Origin of the sequence: Streptomyces sp. NBC_00236, assembly GCF_036195045.1 — a bacterium.
Lineage (GTDB): Bacteria > Actinomycetota > Actinomycetes > Streptomycetales > Streptomycetaceae > Streptomyces.
Genome location: NZ_CP108100.1, coordinates 5627057 through 5644840, shown reverse-complemented (window position 1 = coordinate 5644840; position 17784 = coordinate 5627057). Strand labels below are relative to the sequence as shown.

The window sequence follows — 17784 nt, the reverse complement described above, 5'->3', positions numbered from 1 at the left end:
TTACCCGTCGATCGCACCGCACCCGTCTCACCCCTCGCACACAGGGGCGGGCGCTACGGCTCAGTTCCAGGCGTTGTTCTGGTTCTGGGCGTGGGACCCGTGCTGCCCCATGCCGTACTGGGCACCCAGCCCCTGGCCGATCTGCGCACTCTGCGGCGGCAGCACCTCGCTGGGCTGCACCAGGGCGAAGCCCTGGCCGAGGAAGCTGAGCTCCCAGCCCTCGCCGGTGTTGCCACGCCGGCGGAAGACACCCGAGGAGTGCGTCTGGGCCTGCATCTGCACCCGCAGGGAGCTGGACCAGGCGACGATCGCGTCGGCGTCGGCGTTGACGTACTTGTCAGGCGTGACCTGCATCATCAGCGGCTGACCGGAGGTCATCAGCGCGACCTTGCCGGTGCCGGAGATGTTGAGCTGGTACTTGCCGGTGCCGGAGATGCCGTACTGGCTGTCCACCGCGATGACCTCGGTGTGGAGGGACGAGTCGAGCGCCAGGACATAGGAGCTGTCCACCGTCAGACCGTCGCGGTCGACGTCCACCACGTGGACGTACTGCGCGAGGTTGGCGAGGTAGACCGTGCCCTGCCCGGAGCAGCGCATCAGGTCGAGGCCCTCCCCCGTGGTGGCGCGGGCGCGACGCTGTCCCTGCGACTGGTACTCGCCGTCGAACTCCATCAGACCCTGGTACGCGACCATGGCGCCCTTGCGGGCGAGGACGTCGTCGTGGCCGGTCAGCGAGACGCGCAGGAGCTGCGGGTTCTGGACCGTGTACCGCTCCTGGGACTGCTGTTCCGTATAGCTGAAAAGCGGACTCTGCATGGTGTGTTCTCCCTCCCCGTCAGTTCCGGACCCGCAGGCGGTCGGTACTGTCCTCGCTCGGCTGGACGACGACGATCCCCTGGCCGGAGAAGGCCATCTGGAACGCCTCGCCGCTGCCCCGCCCGATGAGCGACGAGGCTTTGAAGCTGCGCTTGCCCTTCACCTTGAGGTTCGGGGACCACGCCACGAGGGCGTCCGGGTCGACGTACGTCTCGTCCTCGCCGCGTCCGCAGTCGACGACGATCGGCGTGCCGCGCGAGGTGATCGCGACCCAGCCGGTGCCGGAGATGCAGACGTTCCACAGGCCCTGGCCGGCGAACTTGGCCAGACCCTTGACCCTTTCGACGCCCCAGGTGAGGTGGCCGTCGAAGGCGAGGACGTTGGTGCCGTTGACCGAGAGGGAGTCGTTGTTGAGATTGATGACGACCACATCGGCGCCGTAGTCGGCGAGGTAGAGCAGTCCGTCGCCGGCGCACTTCATCAGCGGCGCACCCTCACCGGTGATCCACTGCGAGGCGATCTGGCGGACGGCCGGCGGGTTGGGCTCGTACTGGATGAAGCCCTCGTACGCCACCATCGAGCCGGTGCGCGCGTACAGGTCCTGGCCGGTCGCCATGGCGACCTTCAGCATCGAATGGCCGTGGTTCTCCATCCGGGCCGTGACGGGGGTCGGGGCGTAGCCCGCGAGTTGCTGATTCATGACGGGCTCCCTCAGACCTCGTAGGGCTGGACGACGATGAAGTTGCCGGGAGCGCCCCGGAACTGGAGGTTCACGGTCTCTCCGCTGTGTCCGGGATAGGCGTTGCGGCGCAGCCGGACCTGGCTGGAGATGATCACCTGGGACGCGGCCGACCACGCCACGACGGCGTTGCAGTCGGCGAAGGTGGTCGGGGTGACCGGCAGGACGACGGGGACACCGTGGGTCTTGACGACGATGGTGCCGGTGCCCTGGAACTGCATGGTGAACAGGGCGCCGCCGGGAATGCCGTGGCCCTCGATCCTGCGGACCTCGTACTGCAGCGACTCGTCGAAGGCGAGGACACTCTCCGCCGAGACGCAGATCCCATCACCCTGGAGCTCGATGGCGTGCAGATGGGAGCCTTCTTCGGCGAGGAAGACCTGTCCCCGGCCGGTACAGCGCATCAGCTGCATTTCCTGACCGGTGGCATTGCCGACCATCCGGCCCGCGAAACCCGCGCCCTTGTAGCCGAAGTCGACCTTGCCCTGGTACATCACCATGCTGCCCTGCCGGGCCAGCACTCCGGTTCCGCCCATGGTCAGGTCGACGCGCATGAGCTGCTGGTTCTGCGGGGTCCAGCGCTGACCGGTGGCGGTCTCCTTGTACGGCTGGAGCGCGGCCAGCAGGCCGGCCCCGGCCTGCGGCACTCCTTGGGGCACACCCTGCGGGACGCCCGGCGGCATGCCGGGCGGCTGCTGTCCGTACGGGGCCGGAGCGGGCTGCCCGTAGGGCGCGGGGGCCGGCTGCCCGAACGGCGCGGGGGCCTGCGGCGGGACCTGCCCGAACTGCGGCTGCTGGGGAGGCTGCCCCGGCTGGCCGTAAGGTGCGGGGGCGGGCGGCGGCACACTGCCGCCCTGCCGAGCCAGCGGCGCCGCTATGGTCGGCGCGGCGTGCATCTGCTGCTGCGGCGTCGGAGCAGGCGCCTGCGCCGCCGGTGCGCCGAAGGACGGCGCAGGCTGCGGGGCCTGCGGTGCGGCCGGGGCACCGAAGGACGGTGCGGGGGCCGACGCCTGTGCGGGCGGGGCGAACGACGGGGCTGCGGACTGCGGCTGGGGGGCGGCGGGGGCCTCCTCGGCGACCTCGCCGCCGAAGTTCTTCAGCAGCGCGTCGAGCCCGCCGTCGAAGCCCTGGCCGACGGCGGCGAATCGCCAGACGTCCTTGAGGTAGAAGTCACCCAGCATCACCGCGCGCTCGGTGGTGAACTCCGAGCCCGTGAATGCGTACCTGACGACTTCCTCGCCACCCGCGACGATCCGGATGTACCCCGGACCGACCTGCGACATCTGTCCGGCACCATCCAGCGTGGCGGTGAAGGACAGCTTGTGGATGTTCGCCGGAATGCGGTCCAGAGTGACGCGGAACGACTCCGTGTCACCGGCCTGCGCGCCGAGGAGCTGAATGGACTCCTCGGGCGATTTCGGCTGATTGAAGAAGATGAAATAACGGTCGTCGGAGAGCTGCTCATTGGCATCGAGGCCGAAGCAGCTGATGTCAAAGGTCAGTCCCGGGCCGGCGATCTGCACACCTACGTACAGGTCCGTCCCCGGCGTGAGATCGCTGATCTTGGCCTTGTGGCCGCGTTGGAATTCCCTGGCCATGCGTAACGACCGTCCCCCATCCGGAAGGTGAATGCGTCGCGTCAGGCTAACCGCAAACTCAGGCATTGGGCCAAGCCGGTACAGACCCGGTACAAAATCGCGAACGTCACTCACCGCATGCGGCCGACGTCGCCGACCACATACGGCAGGCGTCACTCACCGCGTGCGGCAGGCAGGTGCGGCAGCCGGTCGGCAGCCACCACGCCCTCGAGATAACCCCGGGCCCGCTCGGTACGGGGGTAGGCGTCGAGGAGCCGCCAGAACCGCGGTCCGTGCCCGGGCACGAGGAGATGGGCCAGCTCGTGGACGAGCACGTAGTCGACGACGTACTCCGGCATGCCCTGCAGACGGTGCGAGAGCCGGATACTGCCCTCGGCCGGGGTGCACGACCCCCAACGGGTGTTCTGGTTGGTCACCCACCGGACCGAGAGGGGCCGGGCCCTGCCCTCGAAATACTGGGCGGACAGCCGCTCCGCCCGCTCCGCGAGCTCGCTGTCGCCGAGGATCCGTTTGTTCTCCTGGGCGGCGAGCTTGTCGAGCATGACGCTCACCCAGCGCTGCTCCTCGGCCTCGGACATCCGGGCGGGAATCAGCACGATGGTCCGGTCGCCCTCCCGGTACGCGGAGACCGTTCTGCTACGACGGTTGCTCCTGCGGACCTCGACCGCGCTCGTCGCCGAGGCACGGGGCGGATGGTCGGCCGCACTGCGCCGGTGGGTTCCGGCGCCGCGCGCGGAAGTCTCCCCGGCGAAGCCGGGTGACGGGTCGGCGGGCACGCCACGACGTTACCCGCTGTCAGTGGGGGAAGTCCCGCCTCCGGGACGGTTCACACATGATCCGCCCCATGGCTTGCACCATTTGAACGACTAATACCCCCCGCCTGTGGATAACTTTTCGCACGGTTCCGCGGCGCGCCTCATTCTGGCAATGGATCTCACGCAGCCACACAGACCGGGGGAAGCCGTGCATCCGATGTTGAAGCCCGCACTGCGCCGCGCATGGCGCGGCAGCGGCACTGTGCAATTCGGTGTGACGCCCGCACATGCGGTCAAGGTCGGCCCGATGGATATTGCGACGGGCTGTTTCCTGGAACTGCTCGACGGGACGCGCGGGATGTCCCTGCTACGCGCAGAGGCCAGGGCGCTGGACCTGAAGGACCATCAAGTGGACACACTCGTGGCGCGGTTGATGGACGCGGGGCTTGTCGACGACATCCGGGCGGGCGGCCCGGAAGCCGACGCGCTACGGAGCCGGGCGGACGTACTGGAACGTCACCGGCCCGACCTGGCGTCACTCTCCGTCGTCCATTCCGAACCGGGCGGAGGGCTGCGGCGGCTGGCGGCCCGCCGCTCCATGCGTGTCCAGGTGAGAGGAGCCGGCCGGGTCGGAGCGGCGATCGCGGCGGTGCTTTCCGGATCGGGGGTGGGCCGGGTCGAGGTCCTGGACGGCGGATGCGCCGAACCGTGCGACGTGGCGCCCGGGGGCCTGCCGGCCTCGGCGGTCGGGGAGCGCCGGGACTCGGCGGCGCGGCAGTTGGTCCGCCGCTCCTCCCCCGGCCCCTCGCCCCGGAGCGTGCAGCCGGCGGCCGGACGTGCCGGCGGAGAGCCCGGCCTGTCCTTGATCGTCGTCGCCCCTCGCGACGGGCTGACCGGCTACGTGCCCGATCCGCGCACCGCCGAGCCGTGGATCACCTCGGGCACACCCCATCTCTATGCCGGGGTCATCGAGGCCACCGGGTTCGTCGGTCCGCTGGTGCTGCCGGGAGGCACGGCCTGTGCGGGTTGCCTCGATCTGAACCGGCGCGACCGGGATCAGCAGTGGCCGCGCATGCTGGCTCAGTGGCAGTCCGGGCGGCGCACCGCCGTGCAGGCCTGCGATCTGGGCCTGGCGACAGCGGTGGCGGGACTTGCGGCGTCCCACGCGCTGGCGTTCCTCGACGGCGAACTGCCGGCCAGTACCGGGGCTCGCTGGGAGGCGGCACTGCCGCTGTTGGACTGGCGGTCGGAGCAGATCGGGGCACACGTCGGCTGTTCCTGCGGAGCGGGTGGGCACACTGAGGGGGTGCGCACCTCCGGGGCCGGCACGGCGCACGACACAATGGCCGGGTAACCGCCGCACGCAGCGCGGCAGTCTGGGATTTGGAGGGGCATATGTCTGATCTTCCCCGGAAGGCGGTCACCCGAACCGCCAAGCTGGCCGCGCTGCCTTTGGGGTTCGCCGGCCGTGCCACGTGGGGGCTGGGAAAGCGCATCGGCGGAAAGTCCGCGGAACTGGTGGCCCGCGAAGTGCAGCAGCGCACCGCCGACCAGCTCTTCAAGGTGCTGGGCGAGCTGAAGGGCGGGGCCATGAAGCTCGGGCAGGCCCTGTCCGTCTTCGAGTCCGCTCTCCCGGAAGAGGTCGCAGGTCCCTACCGTGCGGCCCTGACGAAACTCCAGGAGGCCGCCCCTCCCCTGCCGATCGCCACGGTCCACGCGGTGCTGGCGGAGCGGCTCGGCGAGGACTGGCGTGAGCTGTTCCTGGAGTTCGAGGACAAGCCGTCGGCGGCCGCCTCGATCGGGCAGGTACACCGCGCGGTGTGGCACGACGGCCGGGATGTCGCCGTGAAGGTGCAGTACCCGGGCGCGGGCGAGGCACTGCTCTCGGACCTCACCCAACTCAGCCGGTTCGCCCGGCTGCTCGGCCCGCTGGTTCCCGGCATGGACATCAAGCCGCTCATCACGGAGCTGCGGGACCGGGTGTCGGAGGAACTGGACTACGAACAGGAGGCGCAGTCGCAGCGGGAACACGCCGAGGAATTCGCGGGCGACCCCGACGTCGTGGTCCCCGGGGTGGTCCACCAGGCCGATCAGGTGCTGGTCACCGAATGGATCGGCGGTGTGCCGCTGGCCGACGTGATCGCCGACGGAACCCCGGAGCAACGGGACCGGGCCGGACAGCTGCTGGCCAGGTTCCTGTTCTCCGGGCCCGCGCGCACTGGGCTGCTGCACGCTGACCCGCACCCCGGAAACTTCCGGCTGCTGCCTGCGGAGCCCGCGTTCGCGGCGGACGGCGAGGCCGGTCAGGACGACGGTGCCGCGGCGGCCGGCACGGATCGGTGGCGCTTGGGGGTGCTGGACTTCGGCACGGTGGACCGGCTGCCGGGAGGGCTGCCGCAGACCATCGGGGACTCCTTGCGGCTGACGCTCCAGGGCGATGCGGACTCCGTGTACGAACTGCTCCGTGAGGAAGGGTTCGTCAAGGACTCGATCGACCTCGCGCCGGACGCCGTCCTCGACTACCTCCTTCCGATCATCGAACCCGCCGAGGTGGACGAGTTCACCTTCAGCAGGTCCTGGATGCGTAACCAGGCCGCCCGCATAGCGGACCCGCGTTCTCCCGCGCATCAGCTGGGCAAGCAGCTGAACCTGCCGCCCGCCTACCTGCTGATACACCGGGTGACGCTGAGCACGATCGGGGTGCTGTGCCAGCTCGGTGCCACGGTCCGGCTGCGGGAGGAACTGGAGTCCTGGCTCCCAGGGTTCCTGCCGGTGGAGGGAGAGGAGCAGGAGTCACCGACCGAGGAGGCATCCCCCGAGGATGGTCCGACGGTGTGTGAAGTGACGGCGGAGGACGAGGCGCTGGATGGCGCCGTGGCACCTGCGGACATGACCAAGGCCCCCGCGAGCCCGGCATGATCCGGACGAAGGGCCCTGGCGCCCGGCCGGGCGGTGGCGGCGCCGACCGGCGTCACCACCAGGCGGAGTCGAGGCGACCCTCGACGGCCCGGATGTGGGTGCGGGCGCAGTCGTCGCAGAAGTAGTGGCGACTGCCGTTCTCCACGGAACAGAGCCAGGTCGGCGGTGCGTTCTCGCTCCCGGCGCGGGCGCCGCACAGGGCGCACACGACGTCCGCGGTGCCGCCCGGTCCGGAGCGATGCGTCTCCTCGTCCACCTCGTGACGATAACTCCCCAGTGAGGATCCGGCACGGCGCCGGAGGCATCAGCGGCACCGGCGTGGCCGACGCGGCACCTGCCAGAACACGGCCGCGGGGCCGGTCCGAGTGGACCGGCCCCGCGGCGGGGTACGGATATGGGTCCTGCTTGCCGGGGAGCAGAGAGCGGCTGCCCCCGGCGGATACTGCCGGCGTGCGGTGCTGCTGAGTTCAGTGCATGACCGCCATGGCCAGCGCACGGCGGGCGCGCATCGAGGCGCGCTCGGCCCGGCGCTGCATCCGCCGCGCGGTGACCAGGCGCACGGCCTGACGCTCCGCGGCGGATTCCCGCAGGCGGTCGTGCATATGCGCACGAGCCAGGGCTTCTGGGATGAGTTGCATCTCGCGGGTCCTGTTCTGACGCGAGTCGTTCGCGCCGATGATGGTGACGTCCGGTGTCGCGGAGCCGACGGGCTCCCTCGTGGGGATGGTCATTGGTGCCTGGTTTCGGGGGTCGTGGGTCAGGGGACGGTCGATGGTTCCGATGCGTTTCATGGGCTTGGGGGCCATGACCCCCAGGTCGGCGGTCACGCCGCGACCGGGTTCTTGCGAGGACGGCCACGCGGCCGCTTGCGAGCGACGACGACGCCCTGGATGAAGAGCTCGCCACCCCAGACGCCCCACGGCTCGCGGCGCTCCTTGGCGCCGGCGAGGCAGGCCTCGACGAGCGGGCAGGTGCGGCAGAGGGACTTGGCGTACTCGACGTCCGCCGGCGACTCGGCGAAGAAGACCTCGGGGTCGTAGGAACGGCAGGGGACGGGCACGCCGAGGTTCTCGATGGCGTCGTCGAGCGCGGTGAGCGCGGTGAGGGGGATCAAGGTGGAGTCCTCCGTGAGGCCGGGCGGGGGGATCGTGTCGGAAGGCGGTACGGACGGGGCGTGCGCTTCGAGTTGCACGGTGGTGGTGTCCTCGTCTGGTCGTTTCCGGCCTGTTGGCCGGGGGGCGGCTGGTACCAGGTCTTGCTTGTCCCGAGGCTCCTTCGCGCTGTCTCGTCCGTTCGGACAAAACAAAAGGGCCGCGGATCCCGAGTGGGGTTCCGCGGCCCTGAAGGCGCCGGTCCGATCGTCGATCAGACTGGATCACTCCAGGGTTCAGGCCCACGGAAGGCCCACATCGTGTGGTGGTGCGTCGTCTTCTTGGCTCCGGCTTCCGCTCCCGCACCGACGGCCGCAAAGGCATAGGCCTGGGCCTGTCCCTTCGCTACTGCTGCTGCCGGTGCCTGAGCCGGTCGCTCATTGCGCTCCCGCACAGGGAGGCCGGCCAGAGGCAGCGGGCTGACGGCGGAAATGCCGGACATACCGGTGCCACGAAGCGAGGAATCCGAAGAGCAGGCGAGGCCGAGCGAGCAGGCGGAGACGACCGAGAGATCGGTCATTTTGTTGGTCTCGATGATGCTGATCACTTCAATCGCCTCCTCTCGGCGTCTCTGGGGACCGGTCGAGCCGGTCCTACGTATTCGGATAAGTACAGCACAGGGTCAGGGCTTCAGAGAAGTCGCTGTTCCCGTGGTTAAGAACCTATGGTGATGACTGGGGCGGGCGCAAACTATTTTTTCGACGAGTTTTTCTCACATCTCCTCGTCGGCCGCCCCGGGCCCCTCAACCCCGTCCCCACCTGCGCAGATGTCCAGGACGGCGGCGCCGAACCGGCCCAGCTTCCGCGCGCCGACCCCGGAGATCCCGGCCAGTTCGCCCTCGGTGCCGGGCACCGCCTCGGCGATGGCCATCAGCGTCTTGTCGGTGAACACGCAGTACGCGGGCTGGCCGATGTCCTGCGCCCGCGCCGCGCGCCAGTCACGCAGCCGCTCGTAGAGCGCCTCGTCCATGTCGGACGGGCAGTCGTCGCAGCGCATCAGCTTCATCTCGCCGGCATCCGTCAGCGTCTTGCCGCAGACCCTGCACAGTGCGGGCCCGCGCCGCTTGCGCCGGGCCGCGGCCGGGCGCTCGATCCCGCCGCTGCCGCCTGCCGTCGCCCGGCCGCCGAGCGCCGCCGAGCCGGGGCGCAGCCCGTTCAGGAACCGGCTCGGCCTGCGACCGGCCCGGCCACCGGGCGAGCGCGCCAGCGACCACGACAGCGAGAGATGGAAACGGGCCCGGGTGACACCGACATAGAGCAGCCGGCGCTCCTCCTCGATCTGCTCGTCCGTCTTCGCGTAGGTGATCGGCATCATGCCCTCGGTCAGCCCGACCAGGAACACGGCGTCCCACTCAAGTCCCTTCGCCGAGTGCAGGGAGGCCAGCGTGACCCCCTGGACCGTGGGGGCGTGCTGGGCGGCCGCCCGCTCGTCCAGTTCGGCGACCAGGTCGGACAGTGTCGCGCCCGGCCTGGCCTGTTCGAAGTCCTCGGCCAGCCTGACGAGGGCGGCCAACGACTCCCAGCGGTCGCGCACCGCTCCCGAGCCGGTGGGCGGTTCGCTGCTCCACCCCTTGGTGGAGAGCACCGCCCGCACCTCGGAGGGCAGCCCCTCCGCATCATCCAGCAGGGAGTCGTTGCCCCCCGCCCGGGCCGCCCCGCGCAGGGCGACGCCCGCCTCCCGCACCTCCGGGCGGTCGAAGAACCGCTCCGCACCCCTGAGCTGGTAGGGCACGCCGGCGTCCGCGAGGGCCTGCTCGTAGACCTCGGACTGGGAGTTGACCCGGTAGAGCACGGCGATCTCACCGGCCGGGACGCCGGCGGCGATCAGATCCCGGATACGGCGGGCGGTGCCCTCGGCCTCGGCGGGCTCGTCCGCGTACTCCAGGTAGGCGGGTTCGGGGCCGGACTCGCGCTGCGAGACCAGTTCGAGCCGGTGCTCGGCGGCCCGGCCCCGGGCCTGCGAGAGCAGCCCGTTGGCGAGATGGACGACCTGGGGTGTGGAGCGGTAGTCGCGGACGAGTTTGACCACGGTGGCCCGCGGGTGGCGGGTGCGGAAGTTGAGCAGGTGATCGGGGGTGGCTCCGGTGAAGGAGTAGATCGTCTGGCTGGCGTCGCCGACGACGCAGAGGTTGTCCCGGTCGCCGAGCCAGAGGTCGAGGAGCCGTTGCTGGAGCGGGCTCACGTCCTGGTACTCGTCGACGACGAAGTGCTGGTACTGGCGCCGTACGTGGTCGGCGATGTCGTGCCGGTCCTGGAGGATGCCGACGGTGAGGAGCAGCACGTCCTCGAAGTCGATCACCGTGCGGTCGCGCTTCAGCTGTTCGTACATCGCGTAGATCTGCGAGATCTCGGCGGGATCTCGGGGGGCGTCCCGCTGGGACTTGGCGACCACGGCCGGATAGTCGGCGGGCACGGTCTGGGTGACTTTGGCCCACTCGATCTCGCTCGTGACATCGCGCAGCTCATTGCGGTCGAGCCGGATGCGGCAGCGGGCCGCCGCCTCGGCGACCAGCTGGACCTTGCGCTCCACCAGCCGGGGCAGATCACCACCGACTGCTTTCGGCCAGAAGTACTGAAGCTGACGCAGCGCCGCGGAGTGGAAGGTCCGCGCCTGCACCCCGCCCGCGCCGAGCTGGCGCAGGCGGCCGCGCATCTCACCGGCGGCGCGATTGGTGAACGTGACGGCAAGCACACTCGTCGGCTGGAGTATCCCCGCGCGCACCCCGTACGCGATGCGGTGCGTGATGGCCCGCGTCTTGCCCGTACCGGCTCCGGCCAGCACGCACACCGGGCCCTGCAGGGCCTCGGCGACCTCGCGCTGCTCGGGGTCGAGCCCGTCGAGGACGGCGTCGGCGGTGTCGGGGACCTGGGGGAAGAGGGTGGAATGCGTTGCTGATGTCACCCCGCCATGCTGCCAGGTCGGAAGGGGCGGCCGCGGAAGTTGTCCACAGGGCTGCCGCATCCGTCGTACTAATCGAGGGCGGGTCCGGGAATGGTGGCCAGGTCACGTGCGTTCTCCCTCCGTGCGGCAACGCATGTCCCCCGATTCACGTGTGACGGACGAGACGCGCACGCGATGGGGCGGGATGTGGCGGGATCGCCGCGACCGATGAGACAGAGGAGCGCGAAGACATGCCGGGCACTGTGACGATGTACAGCACCACGTGGTGCGGCTACTGCCGTCGGCTCAAGGGCCAGATGGACCGCGAGGGCATCGCGTACACCGAGATCAACATCGAGCAGGACCCGGAGTCGGCGGCCTTCGTCGAGAAGGCGAATGGCGGAAACCAGACGGTTCCGACCGTGCTCTTCCCCGACGGCTCGACCCTGACGAACCCGAGCCTCGCCCAGGTGAAGCAGGCGCTGGGCGCCTGACCCACTGACGCACACGACCCCCGAACCGGCCCCGGCGCCGGTTCGGGGGTCTTCGTATGTCCGACCGCGCGGGGCCGGGCCGGCGGTCTACGCATGTCCGACCGCGCGGCCGTGCCGCCGCCCTGATCGATTTCGACCTGGCCGCCCCCGGCCGTCCGGTCCGGGACATCGCCATGGCTGCCCGCTACTGGGTACCGATGCTTGATCCGGAGTCCGCGTCCGCCCTGTACCCGGCCGGGCTGGACGCGTCCGTGAGGCTGCGGATCCTCGCCGACGGCTACGGCCTGGCGCCCGAGGACCGTGCCGCACTGCCCGGCATGATCGAACGGGCCACGGCGGTCTGCCGGGCGTTCGTCGCCCGCCGCGTGGCCGACGGCGATCCCGTCTACCTCCGCGTGCTGGCGGAGCGCGACGGATGGCGGCGCTGGGACCGTGTACAGACCTGGCTGGCCGCCCACCGCGGGACGTTCGCTGCCGCGCTGCTCGACTGATCCGGCGGCCCCATCGGGTCAGCTCGCGCGGACCGGCTTCGGGAGCGGCTTGCCGTACCAGATCTCGATCAGGCGGGCGGCGATCGAGATGCCGAACGGCGGCAGGATCTCGCCCGACTCGAAGGCGGCCGTCAGCTCCTCGCGGGAGAACCAGCGGGCCTCCTCGATCTCCTCGCCGTCGACGTTGATGTCGAACGTCGTGGCCCGTGCCATGAAGCCGAGCATCAGGCTGGAGGGGAAGGGCCAGGGCTGACTGGCGATGTACTCGACCTCGCCGACCGTGATGCCCGCTTCCTCGAACACCTCGCGGGCCACGGACTGCTCGATGGACTCGCCCGGCTCGACGAATCCGGCCAGGGTGGAGAACCGGCCCTCGGGCCAGTGGACCTGGCGGCCCAGCAGTGCGCGGTCCTGGTCGTCCGTGACGAGCATGATGACCGCGGGGTCGGTGCGCGGGTAGTGCTCGGCGCCGCAGGCCTGGCAGCGGCGGATGTGGCCGGCCGCCGCGATGACCGTGCGTTCGCCGCAGCGGGAGCAGAAACGGTGCAGCCGCTGCCAGTTCTCCAGCGCCACCGCGTGCACCATCAGCCCGGCGTCGCGGGCGCCGAGGAGCAGGCCCGCCTCGCGCAGTCCTGCCGGGCGGGCCGACTGGTCCATGCGGCCGGGCAGCGTGTCCTTCTGGAGGGCGAAGTAGCTGACGCCGTCGTCGTCGGTGCCGAGGAAGTAGCGGTGCGTCTCGGTGACCGGTGCCTCGAAGGCGGGGGTCATCACGAGTTCGGTGCCGTCGGCGGTGTCGTCGATCAGCACCTGCCCGCCGGAGACGACGAAGACCCGGGTCGTCGGGTGGCTCCACGCGGCGGCCAGCCAGGCCTCGTCGAGGCGGTGGTGCGCCGCGCGGTCGATGCCGCTCGGTGCGGTCAGACCGATGGGACGGTCCGTGGTGGCGTTGTCGAAGGTGCTCACAGGTGCTTCCTACTCCCCCGGGATGGATCGGGTGTTCAGAGGATTCAGCGGAGTGCGGCTGCCAGTTCGCCCCAGAGGTGGGCGGTGGTCTCGACACCCTTGAACAGCAGGTCGAGTTCGACCTTCTCGTTGGGGGCGTGCCAGCCGTCGGACGGTACGGAGATGCCCAGGAAGAGGACGGGGGCGCCGAGCACGTCCCTGAGGTCGGCGGCGGGTCCCGAGCCTCCTTCGCGGGTGAAGAGGATCTTCTGGCCGAAGGCCCGGCCCATCGCGCGGGCCACTGCCTGCAGCGCGGGGTGGTCCAGCGGTGTGAGGCAGGGGCGGGTGGCCGGGAGGAAGGTGATCCGGTGGCGGATGCCGGCCGGAATACGGTCCTCGGCCCAGGCCCGGACCGCCTTCTGGATGTGGTCCGGGTCCTGGCCGTCGACCAGCCGGAAGCTGATCTTGACCAGGGCGGAGGACGGGATGACCGTCTTGCTGCCGGCGCCCTGGTAGCCGCCGCCGATGCCGTTGACCTCGGCGGTGGGGCGGGCCCAGATCCGCTCCAGCGTGGAGTAGCCGGCCTCGCCCGACGCCGCGCCGGACTTGGCGGTGCGCAGCCAGGTGGCCTCGTCGAAGGGCAGTGCGGCGAAGAGTGCGCGTTCGGTGTCGGTGAGTTCGGCCACGCCGTCGTAGAAGCCGGGTACGGCGACCCGGCCGTCGGCGTCGTGGAGCGCCGCGACGAGGCGGGCGATCTCCGTGGCGGGGTTGGGGACGGCACCGCCGAACGATCCGGAGTGGATGTCCTGCTCCGGCCCGTGCAGCTCGATCTCGCACTCGGCGAGGCCGCGCATGCCGGTGCAGACGGTCGGGGTGCTCTCGTCCCACATACCGGTGTCGGAGACGATCACGGCATCCGCGCCGAGGCGGTCGGCCCGCTGCTCCACGAGGGCGCGGAAGTGCGGCGAGCCGGACTCCTCCTCGCCCTCGACGAGGAGCTTGAGGTGGACGGCGGGGGTGGTGCGGCCGGTGGTGGCGAGGTGGGCCCGGACGCCGAGGGTGTGGAAGAACACCTGCCCCTTGTCGTCGGCCGCGCCGCGCCCGTACATCCGGCCGTCGCGGATCACCGGTTCGAACGGGTCGGTGTCCCAGCCGTCCTCGCGGGCGGCGGGCTGCACGTCGTGATGTCCGTAGACGAGGACCGTGGGCGCGTCCGGGTCGTCGGAGGGCCACTCGGCGAAGACGGCGGGCGCGCCGTCGGTCTCCCAGATCTCGGTGACCGGGAAGCCGGTCTCCTTCAGCTTGGCGGACAGCCAGGCGGCGCTGCGTCGTACGTCCCCGTCGTGTTCCGGCTGTGCGGATACGGACGGGATGCGCAACCACTCGGCGAGATCGTCGAGGAAGGCTGCGCGGTGCTGCTCGGTGTACGTACGGACGGCGCTGTCCGGGGTGTCGCTCATGACCTTCAGCTTATCCGTCCGTAGGAGCTGGCTCGTCCAGGAGGATCCGCTCCAGTTCCGGGCGGCCCGGGAGGCGGGTGGGGCGCACGCTCTCGCCGCTGCGTACGAAGAGGAAGGTGGCCGTCACGTCGGTGAGCGGCAGTCCGTGCAGTTCGGCCCAGGCGAGGCGGTAGACGGCGAGCTGGAGCGGGTCGGCGGTGTTGGTGCGGCTGGTCTTCCAGTCGACGATCTCGTACGTGTCCCCCGTGCGGTACACCGCGTCGATGCGGCCCCGGATCACCCGGCCGGCCAGGGTGATCTGGAACGGCGTCTCGACGCGGTAGGGGGTGCGGCGGGCGTACGGGGTGCGCTCGAAGGCCTCCTTGAGCTCGGCGAGATCGCGCTCGTCGGCGATGTCGGCGTCGCTCTCGTCACCGCCGGGCAGCTCGTCGGGGCCGAGCATGGGCAGCGGCAGCTCCTCGAAGCGGGACTCGACCCAGGCGTGGAAGCGGGTGCCCCGGCGGGCGGCGGGCTGCGGGGGGCGGGGCATGGGGCGGGCCAGCTCCTGGGCGAAGCCGTCGGGGTCGTCGGCGAGGCGCAGCAGCTGGGTGGCCGAGAGCGAGGCGGGTACGAGGACGTCGCGCACGGTGGCGCGGGCGCGGCGCAGCTCCCCGGCGAGGGCGTCGAGGTCGCGGTCCCAGGAGGCGAGGGTGCGGGACTCCTCGGGGGTGAGGCGTGCGGGAACGTGCTCGGGAGTGCGGGCCGCCGGGACGTGCGGGGCGGCGGGGGCCCCGGGCACGTCGCCGTCATCGCGGAAGGGTGCGTCGTGCGGGGCGGCGGGGGCCCCGGGCACGTCGTCATCGGGGAAGGGTGCGTCGTCCAGGAAGGGGTCGTCCTCGGGGAACGGCTCGTCGTCTGGGAACGGCGCCTCTTCCGGGAAGACCTCGTCGACGCGGGCGTCGTCCGAAAGGGGCGGCGGTGCCGTGGCCAGCGCCTCCAGGTGGGCCATCACCGTGTCCGCGGCGGCGCGGCGGCGGGCCAGCGCGGCCGTGTCCAGCGGCAGCGGCCAGGCGTGGTCGGCCGTGGCCTCACCGAGGGCCGGGTTCTCCTCGTCCTCGGCCGGTTCGTCCGCCCACGCCTCGATCTCGCCGTAGCCGGCCGCGCAGTGCTCGTACAACGCGTCCAGGAACGCCGAGGGGCCGCGCGGCTTCTTCTGGCTCGGGCCCCACCAGTGGCCGGAGCCGAGCAGCAGGGTGCGGGGCCGGGTGAAGGTGACGTAGCCGAGGCGGAGCTCCTCGGTGTGCTGGTGCTCCTTCATCTCCGCCTTGAAGTCCTTGAGCCCCTTGGCGTCGAAGGAGTGGAGGACGGGCAGTGTGGGCGTGTCGCCGCGCAGCGCGTGCGGGAGGACCTGGGACTGGGAGGTCCAGGCGTCCCGGGACTGGCCGCTGGGGAACTGCCCGGTGACCAGGCCGGGCACGGCGACGACGTCCCATTCGAGGCCCTTGGACTTGTGGGCGGTGAGGACCTTGACGGTGTTCTCGCCGCCGGGCAGCGCGTTGTCGAGGCCCTTCTCGTACTGCGCGGCGGTACGCAGGAAGCCGAGGAAGGCGAGCAGCGTGGCCTCCCCGTCGACGGCGGCGAACCGGGCGGCGACGTCGAGGAAGTTGGCGAGGGTCTCGCGGCGGCGGGCCGCCAGGGCCTGGGGCGAGGCGGAGAGCTCGACCTCCAGTCCGGTGGTGGCGAGGACCCGGTGCAGGACGTCCATCAGCGGGTCGGAAAGGGAGCGGCGCAGGTCGCGCAGTTCGGTGGCGAGGCGGGCGAAGCGGATCCGGGCCTCGGCGGAGAACGGCAGCCGGTCGTCCTGTTCGCCGCCGGAGTCGAGGAAGGTGTCCAGGGCGTCCGCGAGGGAGATCACCTCGGCCGGGTCGATGCCCTCGACGGCCTCGGCGAGCCGGCGGTCGGGGTCGAAGTCCTCGTCGTCGCCGTGGGAGGCGCGGTGGACGAGGAGGCGGGCGCGGCGGCCGAGCAGGGCCAGGTCGCGGGGGCCGATCCGCCAGCGGGGGCCGGTGAGCAGCCGGACCAGGGAGGCGTTGGCCCCCGGGTCCTGGAGGACCTCGCAGACGGCCACGAGGTCGGCGACCTCGGGGAGGTGGAGCAGCCCGGAGAGGCCGACGACCTCGACCGGGATGTCCCGGGCGACGAGCGCGGCCTGGATCTCGGGGAAGTCGCCCGCGGTGCGGCACAGGACGGCGATCTCGCCGGGGGCCTTGCCGGTGCGTACGAGGTGGGCGATCGAGTCGGCGAGCCAGTCGAGCTCCTCGGCGTGGGTGCGCAGCAGGGCGCAGCGGACCAGGCCGTCGCGCTCGGCGCCCGGGGCGGGGCGCAGTGCCTCGACGCCCTCGTGCATGGCGCGCAGGGGCGCGGCGAGCCCGTTGGCGAGGTGGAGGAGACGGCCACCGCTGCGGCGGTTCTCGCTGAGGGAGTAGCGGGCGGCGGGGGTGCCGTCGGCGTGCGGGAAGTGGTTCGGGAAGTCGTCGAGGTTCGCGACGGAGGCGCCGCGCCAGCCGTAGATGGCCTGGCAGGGGTCGCCGACCGCGGTGACGGCGTGCCCGGAGGCGATGCCGTCGGGACCGCTGCCGAAGAGGGCGGAGAGCAGGAGGCGCTGGGCGACGGAGGTGTCCTGGTACTCGTCGAGCAGGACGACCCGGTACTCCTCGCGCAGGATGGCGCCGACCTCGGGGCGGGTGAGGGCGAGCCGGGCGGAGAGGGCGATCTGGTCACCGAAGTCGAGGAGGTCGCGGCTGCGCTTGGCCTCCCGGTAGCGCCGGGTCAGCGAGAGCAGCTCGCGGCGGGCCTCGGAGGTCTCGGGGAGCCTGCGCAGTTCCGCGTTGCTGAGCTTGGCGGTCTCCAGGGTGCGGAGCAGCTCGGTGTCGTACGCCGCGAGCTGTTCTGGACGTACGAGATGTTCGGCCAGCTCGGCGTCCAGCGCCAGCAGATCGCTGACCAGGGTGGGAAACGACCTGGTCAGGGCCGGGTAGGGGCCGGGGGCCTCGCGCAGCACGCGGGCGGCGAGCTGGTAGCGGGTGGCGTCGGCGAGGAGGCGGGTGGTGGGTTCGAGTCCTATCCGCAGCCCGTGCTCGGTGAGGAGCCGGCCGGCGAAGGCGTGGTACGTGGAGATGCCGGGTTCGCCCGGGGGGTTGTCCGGGTCGATCACGTCCGGATCGGTGACCCCGGCGGCGATCAGGGCCTTGCGGACGCGCTCGGCGAGCTCACCGGCCGCCTTGTTGGTGAAGGTGAGCCCGAGGACCTGCTCGGGGGCGACCTGGCCGGTGCCGACCAGCCACACCACGCGGGCCGCCATCACCGTGGTCTTCCCCGACCCGGCTCCGGCGACGATCACCTGTGGGGCGGGCGGCGCGATGATGCACGCCGTCTGCTCCGGGGTGAAAGGGATCCCGAGAAGCTCCTTGAGCTGCTCGGGATCGGTGATACGTGAGGACACTCCACAGAGGCTAACCGGCCGGACCGACAACCCACGAAGTCCGGAAGAGTCCGAGAA

At 71.2% G+C, this 17784-nt stretch carries 15 protein-coding genes and 1 pseudogene; 4 read left to right on the top strand and 12 right to left on the bottom strand.

Features of this window, described 5'->3' with window-relative positions; all coding sequences use genetic code 11:
• Positions 1-60 precede the first annotated feature (60 nt).
• The 4 genes from OG446_RS25585 to OG446_RS25570 form a co-directional block, all read right to left on the bottom strand.
• Positions 61-816 (bottom strand): AIM24 family protein, encoded by a 756-nt coding sequence (locus tag OG446_RS25585; protein WP_328896230.1) that lies wholly within the window; start codon positions 814-816, stop codon positions 61-63.
• A 19-nt stretch (positions 817-835) separates the two neighbouring features.
• Positions 836-1516, bottom strand: coding sequence for an AIM24 family protein (locus OG446_RS25580; RefSeq protein WP_148020615.1), 681 nt, complete (start codon positions 1514-1516; stop codon positions 836-838).
• Between the two features lie 11 nt (positions 1517-1527).
• Complete coding sequence (locus OG446_RS25575; protein WP_328896229.1) at positions 1528-3153, bottom strand: TerD family protein; 1626 nt, start codon at positions 3151-3153, stop codon at positions 1528-1530.
• 152 nt (positions 3154-3305) lie between these two features.
• The gene (locus OG446_RS25570) at positions 3306-3929 is read right to left on the bottom strand and encodes a M48 metallopeptidase family protein (RefSeq protein WP_328896228.1); all 624 of its coding nucleotides are present in this window, start codon (positions 3927-3929) and stop codon (positions 3306-3308) included.
• 187 nt (positions 3930-4116) lie between these two features.
• On the opposite strand from OG446_RS25570, the gene OG446_RS25565 reads away from it, so the two are divergent.
• Together OG446_RS25565 and OG446_RS25560 are read left to right on the top strand one after the other, a co-directional pair.
• A complete protein-coding gene (locus OG446_RS25565; RefSeq protein ID WP_328896227.1) occupies positions 4117-5262 on the top strand; it encodes a ThiF family adenylyltransferase in 1146 nt (381 codons plus the stop codon).
• Between the two features lie 41 nt (positions 5263-5303).
• A complete protein-coding gene (locus OG446_RS25560) occupies positions 5304-6827 on the top strand; it encodes an ABC1 kinase family protein (RefSeq protein ID WP_328896226.1) in 1524 nt (507 codons plus the stop codon).
• A 52-nt stretch (positions 6828-6879) separates the two neighbouring features.
• On the opposite strand, the gene OG446_RS25555 is transcribed toward OG446_RS25560, so the two are convergent.
• The 5 genes from OG446_RS25555 to OG446_RS25535 all read right to left on the bottom strand — a co-directional run bounded on the left by OG446_RS25555 (position 6880) and on the right by OG446_RS25535 (position 10880).
• Complete coding sequence (locus tag OG446_RS25555; protein ID WP_328896225.1) at positions 6880-7083, bottom strand: hypothetical protein; 204 nt, start codon at positions 7081-7083, stop codon at positions 6880-6882.
• 211 nt (positions 7084-7294) lie between these two features.
• Positions 7295-7618: a hypothetical protein gene (locus OG446_RS25550; RefSeq protein ID WP_328898411.1), complete on the bottom strand. Its 324-nt coding sequence runs from the start codon at positions 7616-7618 to the stop codon at positions 7295-7297.
• 32 nt (positions 7619-7650) lie between these two features.
• A complete protein-coding gene (locus tag OG446_RS25545) occupies positions 7651-8019 on the bottom strand; it encodes a WhiB family transcriptional regulator (RefSeq protein WP_093549938.1) in 369 nt (122 codons plus the stop codon).
• 173 nt (positions 8020-8192) lie between these two features.
• Positions 8193-8525: a hypothetical protein gene (locus OG446_RS25540; protein WP_328896224.1), complete on the bottom strand. Its 333-nt coding sequence runs from the start codon at positions 8523-8525 to the stop codon at positions 8193-8195.
• 165 nt (positions 8526-8690) lie between these two features.
• Complete coding sequence (locus OG446_RS25535) at positions 8691-10880, bottom strand: ATP-dependent DNA helicase UvrD2 (protein WP_328896223.1); 2190 nt, start codon at positions 10878-10880, stop codon at positions 8691-8693.
• Positions 10881-11110: 230 nt separating this feature from the next.
• Between OG446_RS25535 and OG446_RS25530 the strand changes: the two genes are divergently transcribed.
• Positions 11111-11353, top strand: a complete 243-nt coding sequence (locus OG446_RS25530) for a mycoredoxin (RefSeq protein WP_148020608.1) — start codon at positions 11111-11113, stop codon at positions 11351-11353.
• Positions 11354-11460: 107 nt separating this feature from the next.
• Positions 11461-11844, top strand: a pseudogene (locus tag OG446_RS25525) (aminoglycoside phosphotransferase family protein); the annotation flags it as partial.
• Positions 11845-11862: 18 nt separating this feature from the next.
• Here OG446_RS25525 and nudC read toward each other — a convergent pair.
• Genes nudC through OG446_RS25510 form a run of 3 tightly spaced genes read right to left on the bottom strand, consistent with a single transcriptional unit; the run spans position 11863 to position 17727 of the window.
• Positions 11863-12807, bottom strand: a complete 945-nt coding sequence (nudC, locus tag OG446_RS25520; RefSeq protein ID WP_148020607.1) for an NAD(+) diphosphatase — start codon at positions 12805-12807, stop codon at positions 11863-11865.
• Between the two features lie 44 nt (positions 12808-12851).
• Positions 12852-14246 carry a dipeptidase gene (locus OG446_RS25515; RefSeq protein ID WP_328896222.1) on the bottom strand — a complete coding sequence of 465 codons (1395 nt, stop codon included), beginning with the start codon at positions 14244-14246 and terminating at the stop codon, positions 12852-12854.
• Between the two features lie 10 nt (positions 14247-14256).
• Entirely contained in the window at positions 14257-17727 is a 3471-nt protein-coding gene (locus OG446_RS25510; protein WP_328896221.1) for an ATP-dependent DNA helicase, read from the bottom strand.
• Positions 17728-17784: the final 57 nt, after the last annotated feature.